Source organism: Nocardiopsis sp. NPDC058789, from assembly GCF_042745575.1.
Taxonomy (GTDB): Bacteria; Actinomycetota; Actinomycetes; order Streptosporangiales; family Streptosporangiaceae; genus Nocardiopsis; species Nocardiopsis eucommiae.
This window is the reverse complement of record NZ_JBHYOW010000003.1, coordinates 193,183-208,793: the sequence shown is the minus strand read 5'-3', so window position 1 is coordinate 208,793 and position 15,611 is coordinate 193,183. Positions and strand designations below refer to the sequence as shown.

General features: G+C 73.1%; 13 protein-coding genes and 1 pseudogene. 9 read left to right on the top strand and 5 right to left on the bottom strand.

Features of this window, described 5'->3' with window-relative positions; genetic code table 11:
- The first annotated feature begins 114 nt into the window (after positions 1-114).
- From ACFW3L_RS05125 to ACFW3L_RS05115, 3 genes are read left to right on the top strand one after another with little or no spacing between them, the layout of a single operon-like run.
- On the top strand, positions 115-1,383 hold the full coding sequence (locus tag ACFW3L_RS05125; RefSeq protein ID WP_378736546.1) for a hydroxymethylglutaryl-CoA reductase, degradative: 1,269 nt from the start codon (positions 115-117) through the stop codon (positions 1,381-1,383).
- Positions 1,380-1,832 carry a hypothetical protein gene (locus ACFW3L_RS05120; RefSeq protein WP_378736544.1) on the top strand — a complete coding sequence of 151 codons (453 nt, stop codon included), beginning with the start codon at positions 1,380-1,382 and terminating at the stop codon, positions 1,830-1,832. Before ACFW3L_RS05125 ends, ACFW3L_RS05120 begins: the two co-directional genes overlap by 4 nt.
- Positions 1,829-3,217: a tripartite tricarboxylate transporter permease gene (locus ACFW3L_RS05115; protein ID WP_378736542.1), complete on the top strand. Its 1,389-nt coding sequence runs from the start codon at positions 1,829-1,831 to the stop codon at positions 3,215-3,217. The genes ACFW3L_RS05120 and ACFW3L_RS05115 overlap by 4 nt, the downstream gene beginning before the upstream one ends.
- Positions 3,218-3,277: 60 nt before the next feature.
- On the opposite strand, the gene ACFW3L_RS05110 is transcribed toward ACFW3L_RS05115, so the two are convergent.
- Positions 3,278-4,081, bottom strand: coding sequence for an IclR family transcriptional regulator C-terminal domain-containing protein (locus ACFW3L_RS05110; protein ID WP_378736540.1), 804 nt, complete (start codon positions 4,079-4,081; stop codon positions 3,278-3,280).
- A 179-nt stretch (positions 4,082-4,260) separates the two neighbouring features.
- Between ACFW3L_RS05110 and ACFW3L_RS05105 the strand changes: the two are divergent.
- The 6 genes and pseudogenes from ACFW3L_RS05105 to ACFW3L_RS05080 all read left to right on the top strand — a co-directional run.
- A pseudogene (locus ACFW3L_RS05105) lies at positions 4,261-4,416 on the top strand (CoA transferase subunit A); the annotation flags it as partial.
- Between the two features lie 204 nt (positions 4,417-4,620).
- Positions 4,621-5,373 (top strand): protocatechuate 3,4-dioxygenase subunit beta, encoded by a 753-nt coding sequence (gene pcaH / locus ACFW3L_RS05100; RefSeq protein WP_378736538.1) that lies wholly within the window; start codon positions 4,621-4,623, stop codon positions 5,371-5,373.
- Positions 5,370-5,951: a protocatechuate 3,4-dioxygenase subunit alpha gene (gene pcaG / locus ACFW3L_RS05095; protein ID WP_378736536.1), complete on the top strand. Its 582-nt coding sequence runs from the start codon at positions 5,370-5,372 to the stop codon at positions 5,949-5,951. The genes pcaH and pcaG overlap by 4 nt, the downstream gene beginning before the upstream one ends.
- Positions 5,952-5,981: 30 nt before the next feature.
- Positions 5,982-7,358, top strand: a complete 1,377-nt coding sequence (gene pcaB / locus ACFW3L_RS05090; RefSeq protein WP_378736534.1) for a 3-carboxy-cis,cis-muconate cycloisomerase — start codon at positions 5,982-5,984, stop codon at positions 7,356-7,358.
- Positions 7,348-8,490: a 3-oxoadipate enol-lactonase gene (pcaD, locus tag ACFW3L_RS05085; RefSeq protein WP_378736532.1), complete on the top strand. Its 1,143-nt coding sequence runs from the start codon at positions 7,348-7,350 to the stop codon at positions 8,488-8,490. The genes pcaB and pcaD overlap by 11 nt, the downstream gene beginning before the upstream one ends.
- 91 nt (positions 8,491-8,581) lie before the next feature.
- Entirely contained in the window at positions 8,582-9,415 is an 834-nt protein-coding gene (locus ACFW3L_RS05080; RefSeq protein WP_378736530.1) for an oxaloacetate decarboxylase, read from the top strand.
- 18 nt (positions 9,416-9,433) lie between these two features.
- Here the strand turns inward: ACFW3L_RS05080 and ACFW3L_RS05075 are convergent, their stop codons facing one another.
- The 4 genes from ACFW3L_RS05075 to ACFW3L_RS05060 form a co-directional block, all read right to left on the bottom strand.
- The gene (locus ACFW3L_RS05075; RefSeq protein ID WP_378736528.1) at positions 9,434-10,270 is read right to left on the bottom strand and encodes an SAM-dependent methyltransferase; all 837 of its coding nucleotides are present in this window, start codon (positions 10,268-10,270) and stop codon (positions 9,434-9,436) included.
- Positions 10,271-10,379: 109 nt separating this feature from the next.
- Positions 10,380-11,123: a hypothetical protein gene (locus tag ACFW3L_RS05070; RefSeq protein ID WP_378736526.1), complete on the bottom strand. Its 744-nt coding sequence runs from the start codon at positions 11,121-11,123 to the stop codon at positions 10,380-10,382.
- Positions 11,120-14,137, bottom strand: a complete 3,018-nt coding sequence (locus tag ACFW3L_RS05065; protein ID WP_378736937.1) for a DEAD/DEAH box helicase — start codon at positions 14,135-14,137, stop codon at positions 11,120-11,122. Before ACFW3L_RS05065 ends, ACFW3L_RS05070 begins: the two co-directional genes overlap by 4 nt.
- A gap of 73 nt (positions 14,138-14,210) precedes the next feature.
- Positions 14,211-15,608 carry an MFS transporter gene (locus ACFW3L_RS05060; protein WP_378736524.1) on the bottom strand — a complete coding sequence of 466 codons (1,398 nt, stop codon included), beginning with the start codon at positions 15,606-15,608 and terminating at the stop codon, positions 14,211-14,213.
- Positions 15,609-15,611 lie beyond the last annotated feature (3 nt).

The window sequence follows — 15,611 nt, the reverse complement described above, 5'->3', positions numbered from 1 at the left end:
TTTCCTGTCCGTTTCGGACATGTCGCCGAGGTGAACGGCGCTGCTTGGATGGACCAATCCGCAGTGACGTACCCCACACCGGGGGCGCCCCTTCCCTCAGGAGTGAATCCACACGTGGTGCAAACCAGCAGGTTGTCCGGTTTCCGTTCCCTCAGCGTCCAGGAGCGGCGCGCGAGCCTGGCCTCCGTCAGCGGCCTGGACGCGTCCGTGTTCGACGCCCTCGACCAGCACGGCCTGAGCGTGGCCGCCGCCGACCACATGATCGAGAACGCCGTCGGCGTGATGGGTGTCCCGGTCGGCGTCGCCACCAACTTCACCGTCAACGGACGTGACGTCCTGGTGCCGATGGCCACCGAGGAGCCCTCGGTGGTGGCCGCCGCGAGCAACGCCGCCCGCATCGCCCGGGTCCTGGGCGGCTTCCACACCAGCGCGACCGGCCCGGTGATGCAGGCACAGATCCAGGTCGTGGACGTGGCCGACCCCGAGGCCGCGCGTCTGCGGGTCCTGGAGGCCCGCGCCGAACTCGTCGCGCTGGCCAACGAGCAGGACCCCCGTCTCGTCGAGGTCGGCGGCGGCGTGCGTGACCTCACCGTCCGCACGGTCACGGCGTTCGACGAGACCTACGTCGTCGCCCACCTCGTGGTCGACGTGCGCGACGCCATGGGGGCCAACGCCGTCAACACCATGGCCGAGGCGGTGGCGCCCCGGCTGGCCGAGGCCGCCGGGGGCCGTCCGGTCCTGCGCATCCTCACCAACAAGGCCGACCTGCGACTCACCCGCGCGCGGGCCGTGCTGGACACCGAGGCCCTCGGGGGCGAGGCCATCGCCACCGACATGATCCACGCCTACCGCCTGGCCGCCGCCGACCCCTACCGCGCGGCCACCCACAACAAGGGCATCATGAACGGCGTCTCCGCCGTCGTGCTGGCCACCGGCAACGACACCCGCGCGGTCGAGGCCGGGGCCCACTCCCACGCCGTCGACGCGCAGGGCCGCTACACCTCGCTGTCCGCCTTCGAGCGCGACACCGACGGCAACGTCGTGGCCACCCTGGAACTGCCCACCCCGGTGGGCCTGGTCGGAGGCGCGACCCGCACCCACCCCGCGGCCCAGGCCGCCGTCGCGCTCACCGGGGTCGCCGACGCCACCGCGCTCGGTGAGCTCGTCACCGCCGTGGGCCTGGCACAGAACATCGCCGCCGTGCGGGCCCTGGCGGGCGAGGGTATCCAGCGCGGCCACATGTCCCTGCACGCCAGGAACATCGCCGTCGCCGCCGGAGCCAGCGGCGACGAGGTCGACCGCGTCGTGGCGGTGCTCGTCCAGGAGAAGGCCATCCGCCAGGACCGCGCCGAGGCCGTCCTCAGCCAGATGAGGGGTCGATGATGTCCGGGCCCGCGACGGAGCCGGAGGAGGACGGCGGCCGCCTGCTGGAGATCTGGGGCGACACCGTCGACTCCCGTCACACGATCTGGGCCATCGCCCTGGGCGTCGGCCTGACTGTGCCCCTGTACCTGGGCGCCGAACTGCTGTTCTCCCGGCTGGTGGACGACGCGACGGTCGCCGGGACCTACGCCCTCCTCGTCGGGCTGGTCGGCTGCCTGCTCGCCGGGTTCGTCGGTGCCCTGCTGTTCGCGCCCAAGCGCGTGGTCACCGAACACGCGCCCACCGAGGAGAGCCGCCGCGCGGCCATGGACGCCGTCGAGGCCGACTACGGCCCGCTCGGCGACCCCAGCGAACTGTCCGAACCCGTGCGGAGTGAGCTGCGGGCGCTCGGGCTCTACGACGACCTGCTGGCGCAGCACCGCCGCCGCGAGGAGAGGGAGGCTCCGTGAGTCCCGAACTGCTGACCGACGCCTCCTGGGCCCTGGGCATGGGCCTGATCGGCGCCGTGGTCTTCGCCTTCATCGGCCTGGCCTCCTACACCGACGAGACGGCCACCATCGCCCCGCTGACCCTGCTGGTGGTCCTGCTCGGTGTCCCGCCCGCGGGTGTGTTCACGTTCTTCATGGCGGGGATCGTCGCCAAGCACATCACCCACGCCATCCCCACCGCACTGCTGGGCATCCCCGGGGACACGCTGGCCGTGCCCATGCTCAGGGACGCCCAACTGCTCCGTGAGCTCGGGGTGCCGCACATCGCGCTGCGCAAGGCGATCTCCGGTGGCGTGGTCGCCGCCTTCCTGTCGGTGCCCCTGGCCGTGCTGTTCGCGTGGGCCCTGAGCCCCTTCGCGGACGCCATCGGAGAGGCGGCGCCGTGGATCTTCGTGGTCGCGGCCGTGCTCATCGCCTACACGTCCAAGGGCCGGCTGGCGGCGGTGCTCGCCCTGATCCCGTTCGTGCTGCTGGTCGTGGGCATGCAGGCCTTCGTCTCCCAGACGACCGGAGGGACGCTGACGATCAGCTTCTTCCTGGGCATCGCCACCGGGCCGCTGATCGCGGACCTGTTCCTGTCCCTGGCGCCCTCGGGGCGGGAGTCGCTGCGGCGCCGCGCCCGTCGCCGCTTCGACCTGGCGCCCGACACCCGGACCTGGTCCGGCCGCATCCCCAACCCGCTCAAGGTCCTGGACCGCAAGCAGGTCGGGTACACGAGCGCTGCCGCGGGCGTGTCCAGCGCGACCTTCGTGTTCTCCCCGGTCGCCATGACGGTCCTCATGGGCGAGATCGTCGGCGCCCGGATCAAGAACGGGTACCACCGGCTCACCACGGTGATGTCGGTGCGCAACGGCACCACGGAGTCCACCTACATCGCGGAGACCCTGATCCCGCTGATCGCGCTGGGGCTGCCCCTCTCGCCGATGGCCGCCGGACCGGCCGCGCCGCTGTTCAACGCGCCGCCGGTGCACACCGTCAACACCGAGACGGGGGAGACGCACAACCTGCACGACCTGCTGTCCAGCGGCGAGTTCCTCCTCTACGGACTGCTGGGCGTGGTCATCGCCTCCGTCATCGCCTACCCGTTCGCGATGACCTACGCGCACCGGGCGGCCTCGTTCGTCATGCGACGGATCTCGCACGAGGCGATCATCGGCGCCTTCGCCGGGCTGATCCTGGTGATCTGCCTGTACGAGGGCGGCCTGCTCGCGGTGGGAGTGACCCTCACCGTGGGCCTGGTGGGCGGGCTGTTCGGGAAGATGTTCAACATGCACAGCGGCGTGCAGTTCATGGGCTTCTACGTCGCCGTCCTGACCGTCCCCCAGCTGCTCGCGCTGGCGGCCTGAACCCCCGGACGCTCCGCGGCCCGACCCCGTCCTGGTCGGGCCGCGGAGCCGTGTCCGGGGTCAGCGAGCGGTGTCGCGTCGGGCCACCGAGGCGAGGTCGGCCTCGATGCGCGCGGTGGTCTCCAGCAGGGCGGGGAGCAGGTCGCGCCGGACGTCCTCGATCGAGGCTCGGTTGGCCTGCGCGGACACGTTGGTCGCGGCGATGACGTGACCGCTCGCGTCGCGGACGGGGGCGGCCAGCGAGCGTAGCCCCTCCTCCAGTTCCTGGTCGACGATCGCGTACCCCTGTTCGCGCACGCGCAGGATCTCGGACCGCAGGTCGGCGGGGCGGGTGAGGGTGAACCGGGTCAGCGGCCGCAGCTCCACCCGGTCCAGGTAGGCGTCGAGCTCGGCGTCTCCGTACCCGGCCAGCAGCACCCGGCCCATGGAGGTGGTGGAGGCGGGGAAGCGGGTGCCCACGGCGATGGACACCGCCATGATCCGCGAGGTCGCCACGCGGGCGACGTACAGGACGTCGTCCCCTTCGAGCACCGACACCGAGGCGGACTCGCGGACCTTCGCGGAGAGGTCCTCCAGGTGCGGTTGGGCCACGTCGGGCAGCCCGGCCGAGGCGACGTACGCGTACCCCAGCTCCAGCACGCGCGGTGTGAGGGCGAACATGCGGCCGTCGGTGCGTACGTACCCGAGGTCCACCAGCGTCAGCAGGAACCGCCGGGCCGCGGCCCGGGTGAGGTCGGTGACACGGGCGACCTCGCTGAGGGTCATCGACGGGCGCTCGGCCGAGAAGGCGCGGACGACCATGAGGCCCCGCTCCAGGGACTGCACGAAGTGTGCGCCGCGTTCGGGGGCGTCTTCGGTGGTCATGGGGCCTTCCAGGTCCGGGTGCGGGGGTCGTGTCGGTGCCGCGTCGGGTCGCGGCCCTCGCGATGTTCTCATACCGAACAGTCGGGCCGTGTCTTGACCCGTCCAGGGATCGGCGCTAACGTCGTACCCGATTGTTCGCACTGTGAACATTGATTCGCTATACGAACGGGAGGGTCGCCATGGCCGTGCCCCTGGACGAGGCGGTCCGGCGGCTCGTCCGCGACGGTGACACCGTCGCTCCGGAGGGGTTCACCCACCTCCTTCCCGTGGCGGCGGGGCACGAGGCCATCGGCCAGGGCCTGCGGGACCTGACCCTGGTCCGGATGACACCCGACCGCACCCCCGCGCCCACCGACACCGAACCGCCCGTGCTCCGCGCCCTGACCAGCGTCGCCTGAGACCCGGTGGGCCCTCACCACCCGGGCCCCGAACCGCGTCCTCGGCCGGGACGGACCGGCCCCCCACCACCCCCCACGGCGGCGCCATCGCGCCGAGCCACCCCCTCGGGGCCTCCGGGCCCGTCCGAATGGAAGGACCACATGTCCACCACCCCCGACGGCGGCGGGCCGTACGTGCCCGGCTACGTGCGGGACCACGGTTCCCACCCGCCCCTGGACTACCCCGGCTACCGGAGCACCGCGCTGCGCCACCCCCGGCGCCCGCTCACGCCGCTGCCGCACACGCTCACCGAGATCACCGCGCCCGTCCTGGGGGAGGACCGCCTCGGCCCCCACGACCACGACCTCACCCGACAGCACGACGGCGAACCCCAGGGACAGCGCGTCATCCTGCACGGCCGGGTCCGCGACAGCGGAGGCCTCCCCGTCCCGCACACCCTCGTGGAGATCTGGCAGGCCAACGCCGCCGGACGCTACCGCCACGCCGGGGACACCTGGCCCGCCCCGCTCGACCCCCACTTCAGCGGGGCGGGGAGGGTCCTCACGGACGCCGAGGGGCGGTACCGGTTCGTCACCGTCCGGCCCGGTGCCTATCCCTGGAAGAACCACCGGAACGCCTGGCGTCCCGCCCACGTCCACTTCTCGCTGTTCGGACGCGCCTTCACCCAGCGCCTGGTCACCCAGATGTACTTCCCCGACGACCCCCTGTTCTTCCAGGACCCGATGTGGCAGTCGGTCCCCGACGAACGTGCGCGCGAACGCATGCTGGCCCGGTACGACCACGACGCGACCGAACCCGAGTGGGCCCTCGCCTACCGGTGGGACATCGTGCTGCGTGGACGCGAGCAGACCCCGTTCGAGTCCGAGGAAGAGGTTCAGGAGGAGGACGAGTGAACGCCCGGACCACCGAAGACGAGGTGCCCACCACCCCGTCCCAGACCGTCGGCCCCTACCTGCACCTCGGCCTGCCGTGGCCGGACGGCCCCTTCGCCGTGGCGGAGGGCACGCCCGGCGCGGTCCACCTGCGCGGCACCGTGTACGACGGGGCGGGCGCCCCGGTCACCGACGCCCTGGTCGAGACCTGGCAGGCCGACCCGGACGGGCGCTTCGACCACCCCGACGACCCGCGCGGGGCCCGCTCGCTGCCCGGGTTCCGGGGGTTCGGCCGGTGCCCCACCGACGCCACCGGCTCCTACGGGATCCTCACCCTCAAGCCGGGCGGCGTCCCGGGACCCACCGGCGCGCAGGCGCCCCACGTCGACGTCTCCGTCTTCGCGCGCGGCATGCTGCACCGGGTCGTCACCCGCCTGTACTTTCCCGAGGAGGAGGCGGCCAACGCGGCCGACCCCGTCCTGAACTCGATCGAGGACCCGGCGGCCCGCGCCACCCTCGTGGCCCACAGGGAGGAGGACGGCTACCGCCTCGACATCCGCCTCCAGGGGGAGGGGGAGACCGTCTTCTTCGACGTCTGACCGCGCGCCCGTCCGACCCAGGGAGCACCCATGACCGGCCTGTTCGACGGTGTCCTCAACCACGGCCCCCTCGGACCGCTCACCGACGACACCGCCTGGATCCGGGCCATGCTCGACACGGAGGCCGCCCTCGCCCGAGCCCTGGCCGACACCGGTGTCATCACCCGGGAGCGGGCCGAGACCATCGCCGCCACCTGCGTCGCCGCCCACTACGACCCGGCGGCCCTGGGGCGGGCCGCCGAGGGCGGTGGCAACCCGGTCATCCCGCTGGTCGGGCAGCTCACCGCGGACGTCCGTGAGGTGGACCCCGAAGCGGCCCGTCACGTCCACCAGGGCGCCACCAGCCAGGACGTCATGGACACCGCCGCCATGCTCCTGGTCCGCAGGGCCGGTCACGCCCTGCGCGCCGAACTCGCCGCCCTCACCCAGGAGCTGCGCGCCCTGGCCGACCGGCACCGCACCACCCCCGTGCCCGGTCGCACCCTGCTCCAGCAGGCGCTGCCCACCACCTTCGGAGCCGTCGTCGCGAGCTGGACCTCGGGCCTGACCGGTGCCGCCGAGCGGCTCGGCGAGGTGCTGGACCACCGCCTGGCCACCCAGCTCGGCGGAGCCGTGGGCACCCTCGCCTCCCTGCACCCGCACGGTCCGGCGGTGGCGGCCGCCTTCGCCGCCCGCCTCGACCTGCCCGAACCCCTCCTGCCCTGGCACACCGAACGCGGTCGCGTCACCGAGATCGCCGGCGCGCTCGGCCGGGTGAGCGGAGCGGCGGGGAACGCCGCACAGGACGTCGTGCTGCTCGCCCAGACGGAGGTCGGTGAGGTCAGCGAGGAGGGCGGGAGCGGCGTGGGCGGATCCTCCACCATGCCGCACAAGCGCAACCCGGTCGCCGCCGTCAGCGCCCTCGCCGCCGCCCGTCAGACACCCGGGCTGGTGGCCACCCTGTTCGCCGCGCAGATCCAGGAGCACCAACGCGCCGCCGGTGCGTGGCAGGCCGAGTGGCTGCCCCTGACCGACCTGCTCCGGCGTACCGGCTCCGCGGTCTCCTGGTTGCGCGTGAGCGTCGAACGGCTCCGCGTGCACCCCGACCGCATGGCCGCCAACCTCGACCTCACCGGCGGGTCCGCGCTCAGCGAGCGCCTCACCGCCGACCTGACCCCCGAGCTCGGCCGCCTGGCGGCCCACCAGCGCGTCGGCGCGGCCTGCCGGGCCGCCGTGGACGAGGACCGCGACCCGGTCGAGGTCCTGGCCGAACACCTCCACGACCTGCGCACCCGTGACCGGATCAGATCCCTGCTCGACCCCGTCGACTACCTCGGCGCCGCACCGGTGTTCACCGACCGGGTGACGGGTAGGACCGGCCGGACGGCCTCCACCGACCAAGAAGAAGTAGGAACCGATGAGCGTTGACCTCCACCACGTCGTGAGCGGACCGGCGGACGCACCGCCCCTGGTGCTGGCCGGATCCCTCGGCACCACCCATCGGATGTGGGAGCCGCAGGTGGACGCGCTCTCCGCCGTCTTCCGGGTGATCCGCGTGGACCTGCGCGGACACGGGGCGTCGCCCGCGCCCGAGGGCCCCTACAGCATGGCCGACCTGGGCGGGGACGTCCTCGCCCTGCTCGACCGGCTCGGGATCGGTCGCGCCCACTACGTGGGCCTGTCCATCGGTGGCATGGTCGGCCAGTGGCTGGCCGTCCACGCCCCCGAACGGGTCGACGGGCTCGTGCTCCTGGCCACCTCCCCACACATGGGGCCCGCCCGGAACTGGCGGGACCGCGCCGCCCTGGCCCGGGACCAGGGCACCGTCGCCCTGGCCGACGGGGTCGTGCAGCGGTGGTTCACCCCGGCCTTCGCCTCGGAACACCCCCACGACGTCACGCTCCTGCGCGACCAGATCGTGGACACCCCCGACGAGGGTTACGCGGGCTGCTGTGGCGCCATCGAGCACCACGACGTACGGGACGACCTGCACCGCGTCACCGCTCCCACACTGGTCGTGGCCGGAGCCGACGACCCCTCGACCCCGGCCGAGGAGCACGGGGCGCTCATCGCGGAACGCGTGCCCGGGGCGCGGTTCGTGGTGCTGGAGGGCGCCGCCCATCTGCTCTCGTGGTCGCACGCGGCCCGGGTCAACACCCTCATCACCCAGCACCTGGCCGCGATCGACCGCCATGGCGCCGGGACGCGGGTGCGCCGGAGCGTGCTCGGTGACGCCCACGTGGACCGGGCCGAGGCCCGCACGAGCGCCTTCACCGAACCCTTCCAGGACCTCATCACCCGCTACGCCTGGGGCGAGGTGTGGACCCGGCCCGGCCTGGACCGGCGCACCCGTAGCTGCATGGTGCTCACCGCCCTGGTGGCCAAGGGCCACTGGGACGAGTTGGCCCTGCACGTGCGGGCCGCCCTGCGCAACGGCCTGACCCCGGACGAGGTCGGGGAGGTGTTCCTCCAGGCGGCCGTCTACTGCGGGGTCCCGGCCGCCAACAAGGCGTTCGCGATCGCGCAGGGGGTCTTCGACGAGGATGCCAAGGAGGCGTGAACCGGCGCCGCGCCGGAGGGGGCGGACGGCGCACCGCCCAGGAGCGCGGCCGTTCCCCGCTCCGTCGGTGGTCGGGTGTACAAGGGAGGGCATGGACCACAACGGACAGGATCTGACGGCGCGGGGCGCACGCCTACGCGAGCTGCACCGGGGGCCGGAACCCTTCGTGATCGCGAACGTCTGGGACGCCGGGTCCGCCCGGCTGCTGGGCGGGCTCGGCTTCGCGGCCCTGGCCACCACCAGCGGGGGGCTGGCGCACGGGCTGGGACGCCGGGACGGCGCCGGGCTGGTCTCGCGCGAGGAGACCCTGCGCAACGCCTCGGTGATCGCGGCCGCCACGGACCTGCCGGTCTCGGCGGACCTGGAGGACGGCTTCGGGCGCGCCCCCGAGGAGGTGGCCCGCACCTTCATGGCGGCCGGAGCCACGGGGATCGTGGGCGGTTCGGTGGAGGACACCACCGCCGACCCCGACGCGCCGATCCACGAGTTCGGGCTGGCGGTCGAGCGGGTCCGGGCCGCCGTGGAGGCGGCGCGGACCCTGCCCTTCCCGTTCACGGTCACCGCCCGGGCGGAGAACCACCTGTACGGACGCCAGGACCTGGAGGACACGATCCGAAGGCTCAGAGCCTTCGAGGAGGCCGGGGCCGACGTGCTCTTCGCCCCGGGGCTGCCGGACGCGGACGCCATCCGGGCGGTGTGCTCCTCGGTCGGCCGCCCCGTCAACGTGCTGGCCTCGGGGGCGGCGGCCGGGATGTCCGTGGCGGAGCTGGGTGCCCTGGGGGCCCGGCGGATCAGTCTCGGGTCGGGGCTGTCGCGGTCGGCGCTGGCCGGAGCGCTGGCGGCCGCCCGGGAGATCGCCGAGGAGGGGACCTTCGGGCGGATGTCGGCCGCGGCGTCGAAGTCGGAGATCGACGGAATGCTGTGAACGGGACGGCGTGAGGGGTCAGCGCTTGTAGGCCACCCCGGCCGTCTCCCACCGCTTGACGTCGGGGTCGACGGGACGTGGACGCGGCTCGTTCCCGGGGTGGCGCCAGCTGGCGCAGTCCACCAACGTCGGGTCCGCGTCCCGCCCGTCGGTCCAGGGGCTGACCGGTTCCAGGCCCTCGAACACCTGGGAGGCCTCCGCGGGGGTACGGACCCGCCCCCAGGCGGTGCCGAACTCCAGCATCATGCCGTCCATCCAGGCGGCGGCAGCCGGGTCGTCGGAGACGACGTGCGAGTAGATGACGGCGGAACCGGGCACGACCCGCTCCATGAGGGAGCGCACCATGCCGAACGGGTCGCTGTCGTCGGGCAGGCAGTGCAGCAGGGAGACCAGCATGACGCAGATCGGCTGGTCGAGGTCGATCAGCTTCTCGGCCTCGGGGGAGTTCAGGATCTCGTCCGTGTCGCGGACGTCGGCGTGCAGGAAGGCGGTCGACTGGCTGTCGCCCAGGAGCGCCCGCCCGTGCGCGAGCACGATGGGATCGTTGTCGACGTAGAGGACCCGGGCCCTCGGCTCGGTCCGTTGCGCGACCTGGTGGGTGTTGTCCGTGGTGGGAAGGCCCGCGCCCAGGTCCAGGAACTGGTCCACCCCCTGGGAGACGACGTGGTCCACGGCACGACCGAGGAAGGCCCGGTTGTCGTTGGCACAGGCGACGAGCTCGGGCATGTGCTCGGCCAGCGCCTCACAGGCCTTGCGGTCCGGCGCGAAGTTGTCTTTCCCTCCCAGGAGGTAGTCGTACATCCGCGCGATGCTCGGAGTGTCCATGTCGATGTGTGGGGGGAAGCGATCGGCCATAGAGAGAGGTACCAATCAGGACTAGTCGTGCGGGGTCATCTCCAGGCGAATCGTAACCGTGTTTCGGTGTCCTTACCGGCGTTTTCCACAAGAAAATCGATCGGGAACGTCAAGTGCCATCCCCGGTTCCCGAATAGCGCTTCGCGGAACGGTCGAAACCGGGCAGGTGATCCGCGACATGCCCTGGGGCCACGGCCCTGACACGGTCTCCGACCCCCTCCGGCAGGGGAGGTGGCGGGGGTGTGACGGGAGAGGACCAGAAGCCCGCCGGGGAAAGGGGATTGGTTGTTCGTGCCTGTGCGGCGACAACATCGATTCCGGTTTCACCGTGTTCCCGGGAATGGTCTCCGTCCCCGCCGTTCCCGAACTCGGTACCCACGGAGGAGGAGCCCTTCGCGCCGCCCGGCAGGCCCCGGACCAGTCCCACCAACGCGCGCCGTTCCCGGCCCGCCCACCGGGTCAGGACGAAGGGGTCGCGGTCGGCCTCGGCCCCCAGCGCCGCCGCGACCGCTCCCAGGTGCGCGCAACGTCCGTCCCAGTGGTCGCAGGAGCACGTCGCGACCAGACCGGCCCACCCGTCCGGCACCAGGTCCAGACCGAGCAGCGCGAACACGCGGGCCGCCGCCTCGGGCAGTTCCCCGGCGAGAACACGGGCGCGGAACAGCGACTGCGAGGCCAGCGCCGCGCCCACCCGATCCCACTCCGGTCCCTCCCAGACGGTCCGGATCAGGCTCACCTCGTGCCCCAGGACCCGGGCCGACACCTCACCGGGCCGCACCGAGAACCGCTCCACCGCCGAGCCACCGCCACCGGCCCCGCCCAGCGCTTCGCGCACCAGCTCCGACCAGCTCATCCCGAGACCGCCTCCGGCGCCAGCCGCACCACCTCGCGCAGGTCCTCCACCGACAGTCCGCCCAGCCAACCCTCGCCGGTGGCCACGGCGCCGTCGGCCAGCACGCTCTTGCGCGTGATCATCTCGTCCACCCGTTCCTCCACGGTGCCCACGCACACCAGCTTGCGTACCTGCACGTTCCGGCGCTGACCGATCCGGAAGGCCCGGTCGGTGGCCTGGTTCTCCACCGCCGGGTTCCACCACCGGTCCACGTGCACGACGTGGTTGGCGGCGGTCAGGTTCAGCCCGGTCCCGGCGGCCTTGAGCGACAGCAGGAACACGACCGGCCCCGCCACCGTCTGGAAGTGCTCCGTCATCCGCTCGCGCTCGGCGCGGGAGGTCCCGCCGTGCAGCCACAGCACGGGCACCCCCAGCCGGGACCTCAGATAGGGAGCCAGGCGCTCACCCCAGCGGGCGTACTGCGTGAAGCACAGCGCCTTGTCCCCCTCGGCCACCGCCTCGCCCAGGATCGACTCCAGACGATCGAGCTTGCCCGAGCGGCCCGCCAGCGCCGAGCCGTCCCCGAGGAACTGCGCCGGGTGGTTGCAGATCTGCTTGAGCCGGGACATGGACGACAGCACCAGCCCCTTGCGCTCCTTCTCGTCGGCCTCCGCCATCCGCTCGGACAGGTCGTCCACCACCGCCTTGTACAGCGAGGCCTGCTCGGGGGTGAGCGTGCACCAGGTGCGCATCTCCTGCTTCTCCGGCAGGTCCGCGATGATCGTACGATCGGTCTTCAGACGTCGCAGCACGAACGGCCCGGTGAGCCGCCGCACCAGGTCCGTTCCCTCGCCGGTGCCCTCCTCCGCCTCGGCCCGGTCGGCCACCGCGCGCTGGAAGTCGGCCGCCGTCCCCAGCAGCCCGGGGTTGGCGAAGTCCATCACCGACCACAGCTCACCCAGGTTGTTCTCCACCGGGGTTCCGGTGAGCGCGATCCGCGTCGCGGCGGGCAGCGAGCGCACCGCCCGCGCCTGCCGGGTGGCGTGGTTCTTCAGCGCCTGGGCCTCGTCGCAGACCACCCGGTGCCAGGGCATGCCCGACAGCTCCTCGGCGTCGCGCGCCACCACCCCGTAGGTGGTCACCACCAGGTCGCAGCCGCCCACGAGGCGCGCCAGGGCGTTGCCGGTCGGCCGGTCGGGCCCGTGCTGGACGTGCACCCGCAGCCCCGGGGCGAACCGCTCCGCCTCCTTGCGCCAGTTGCCGACCAGCGACACCGGGCAGACCAGCAGGGTCGGGCCGGGCACCGCCTCCCCGGCGCGCTCGTCGGTGAGCAGGGCCAGCAGCTGCACGGTCTTGCCCAGCCCCATGTCGTCGGCGAGCACGGCGCCCAGCCCGAGCTCGCCCAGGAACCGCAGCCAGGCCGAACCCCGGTCCTGGTAGGGGCGGAGCGTCCCCTCGAACCCCGGTGGGGAGCCCATGGGGCGGAGCGCGGCCTCGGCCCCGCCGTCCAGCAGGGCACCCAGCGGACCTCCGGCCACCACGTCCGCCACCGGCAGCGGGGTCGGCTCGGCGCCGATCGCCGTCCGCAGCGCCTCCTCGCGCCGGACCGGCCCCCGGCCGCTCCGGCGCATCAGGTCCAGGGCGGCCTCGACGCGTCCGGGATCCATCTCCATCCACCGGCCGCGCACCTGGACCAGTGAGCGCTTGAGCCGCGCCAGTTCCGCGAGCTCGGCCAGTTCCGTCTCGTCCAGCGGCTCCTGCCCGCCGGGGCCGCGCAACAACGCCTCGAAGGACACGTCGACCAGTGCGGTGGGGCCCACCCCGCCGCGACCGCGCCGTTTCGGTTCCTCGCTGACCGTCATGCGCAGCGCGAGGGCGCCGCGGCCGCTCCACTCGGGCAGGACCACGCCGAACCCCGCCGAGGTGAGCCGGGCGGCGGCCTCGCCCACGAAGTTCTGCGCCCGCGCAGTGTCCATGGTGAGACGGGCCGGGGCCAGGTCCGCCAGGGCGCGCCGGAGGGCGGGCAGGTGGCGGGCGGCCCGGCGCAGGTCGGCCAGGGCGGCCGACCCCACGTCCTCGGGAAGCCAGGCGGCGCCCTCACCCAGCCAGACCCGTTCCAGGGGCAGGCGCAGTCCGGGGTCGGAGGTGGAGCGCACCCAGAACTCCAGGGTCCAGGGGCGCGGGCCGCCGTGCGCGCCCTCGGGCTCGGGTTCGCGCAGGACGAAGAGGAGTTGGGCCCGGCCCCCGCCCCGGACCCGGGAGCGCCACTCCCGCAGCGGCCCGCGCAGCGCGCGTGCGGTGTCGGTGTCCACCCGGGTGTGCCGCCCTGTGAGGGCCGCCGCCAGCCGGGCGGCCGGCGGGACCTCGGGGCCCGGGAGTGTGTCCTCACCGGTCGCCCCGGGCGCGGCGGTGGCCAGGCGCCGGGCGACGGCGTCGGTGAGCAGTTCGAGCGGGGCCAGCACGCACAGCCGGGCCGCCTCGGCCCGCTCCGCCGGGGGCAGGTGGGCGACCGCCGCCGGAGGGAGCGCGCGGGTGAGGGCCGCCAGGTGCTCCTCGGCGGTGTCCAGGGGGGCGGGACGCCACCGGGCCAGGGGCGGGTCACCGACGAGGTCGGGCAGGACGCCTCCGGCCCGGACCAGGTTCTCGGCGAGGACGTGCACCGCGCCCAGGTGCGTCAGGGCGGGCCCGGCCGCCACGGGCAGGGAGTCGAGCGCCGACAGCAGGGTGTCGGCCTCGGCAGGGGTCAGCTCCAGCCCGGGCACCGTCCAGGCGCGGAACTCGGCGGGCGCGGTGTCGTCGGTGTCGGACGGGGCGGGCGCCCCGGAGCTCCCCGGCAGCCACAGGAGCGGCGCGGTCGCGCCGGGGGAGTCGGGATCGATCCCCGCCTTGGCGGCCACCGCGCGCAGCTGCGCCAGCCCGGCGGCCCCGGGGTGCGCCCCCGCGTCAGAGGCACCCGAGGCCTCTCGGGCCCCGTCCCCGCCCTCACCCCAGAGCACCAGCGTGTCCCTGGACCACACCGCGTGCAGAACCCGCACCACACCCCCCGCACCGAACACGAACGTCGTCGGCACCCAGTATCACCGGGGCCGACGACGTTCCGGGACGCGGTCAGAGGTTGTTCGGCACGGTGTTGCCGACCGACTCGATGCCCTTCCTCAGGTCGGTGCGCCACAGCAGGACGCCGCCGATGACGAAGAAGACCACCAGCGAGAAGATGGCGGTGCGGAACCCGCCGGTCAGGTTGACCACCAGGGTGATCGAGGCCGCGCCCAAGAGCACCGACCCCCGGTCGGCCAGCTGGAACAGGCTGAAGTACTCGGCCTCGCGCCCGCGGGGGATGAGCAGCGAGTACAGCGCTCGTGCGAGCGACTGGGTCCCGCCCAGCACCATGCCGATGCCCGCGCCCAGCAGCAGGAACAGCGCCGGGTCGTCGGGCGGCAGGTAGTAGCCGCAGGTGACCAGGGCGCACCAGACGACCAGACTGGCCAGGACGGTGTTCTTGGTACCGAACCGGCGGCCGATCCACCCCATCAGCAGGGCACCCGCGAAGGCGACGAACTGGATGAGCAGGATGGTGGCGCTCAGGATGGCCAGGGACAGGTTGAGGTCCTGACTGGCGAAGCTGCCCGCGAAGTAGATGACGGCCTGGATGCCGTTGTTGAACAGGACGAACGCGATGAGGAACTTCAGTGTGTTCGGGAAGTGGCGCATCTCCCGCAGGGTGCGCCAGTACTGCTTCAGGGAGGCGCCCAGTCTCGGGGGGCCCGGCTCTGCCGCCAACCTGCCGTAGCGGTTGCGCAGCATTCGGATGCCGATCACGGAGAAGACGAACCACCACAGGCCCACCGACGCGAAGGCGATGCGGACCGCGTGTCCCTCCGAGACCCCGAGGGAGTCGGCGGAGGCGAGCAGGCCCATGTGGGCGGCGAGCAGGAGACCGCCGCCCAGGTAGGCCATCGCCCACCCGGTCACGGACACGCGGTTGCGTTCGTCGGAGGTGGCGATCTCCGGCAGGAAGGCGTTGAACACCACCAGGGACATGCCGTAGAAGGTGTTGCCCGTGATGAACAACAGCGCCGCCAGCTGGTAGTCGCTGGTGAAGTACAGCGAGCTGACACACAGGGAGCCCGCGGCGGCGAGCCAGAACAGCCAGCGCTTCTTGTGCTGGGTGTGGTCGGCCAGGGCGCCCACGACCGGCAGCATCACGAGAAGGAGGAGACCGGCGACCGTGGTCACCATCGGGTGCAGGGAGTTCGGGTGCATGCTGATCCACTCGACCCCGAGCGGGTAGAGCACCAGGCCCGGCTGTGAGCAGTCACCGGCAGCCCCCGCCTCCGAGCAGGCCAGCCCCGACAGGTAGGGGCCGATGAGCACGGTGACCACCGAGGTGATGAACACCTGGTTGGCCCAGTCGTAGGTGTACCAGCCGCGCTGTTCGCGTCTGCGCTGGGCGGGGTCGGACGCGGGGGAGTTGTCCGCCGCCGGTGGCGAGGGTGTGGTGGACATGGA

Bases quoted from the DNA above. Each gene is read 5' to 3' on its own strand.
- ACFW3L_RS05110 (WP_378736540.1), bottom strand. From the start codon at position 4,081: ATGACCACCGAAGACGCCCCCGAACGCGGCGCACACTTCGTGCAGTCC.
- pcaB (WP_378736534.1), top strand. From the start codon at position 5,982: ATGACCGGCCTGTTCGACGGTGTCCTCAACCACGGCCCCCTCGGACCG.
- ACFW3L_RS05070 (WP_378736526.1), bottom strand. From the start codon at position 11,123: ATGAGCTGGTCGGAGCTGGTGCGCGAAGCGCTGGGCGGGGCCGGTGGC.
- ACFW3L_RS05080 (WP_378736530.1), top strand. From the start codon at position 8,582: ATGGACCACAACGGACAGGATCTGACGGCGCGGGGCGCACGCCTACGC.
- pcaD (WP_378736532.1), top strand. From the start codon at position 7,348: ATGAGCGTTGACCTCCACCACGTCGTGAGCGGACCGGCGGACGCACCG.
- ACFW3L_RS05075 (WP_378736528.1), bottom strand. From the start codon at position 10,270: ATGGCCGATCGCTTCCCCCCACACATCGACATGGACACTCCGAGCATC.
- pcaH (WP_378736538.1), top strand. From the start codon at position 4,621: ATGTCCACCACCCCCGACGGCGGCGGGCCGTACGTGCCCGGCTACGTG.
- ACFW3L_RS05120 (WP_378736544.1), top strand. From the start codon at position 1,380: ATGATGTCCGGGCCCGCGACGGAGCCGGAGGAGGACGGCGGCCGCCTG.
- ACFW3L_RS05060 (WP_378736524.1), bottom strand. From the start codon at position 15,608: ATGTCCACCACACCCTCGCCACCGGCGGCGGACAACTCCCCCGCGTCC.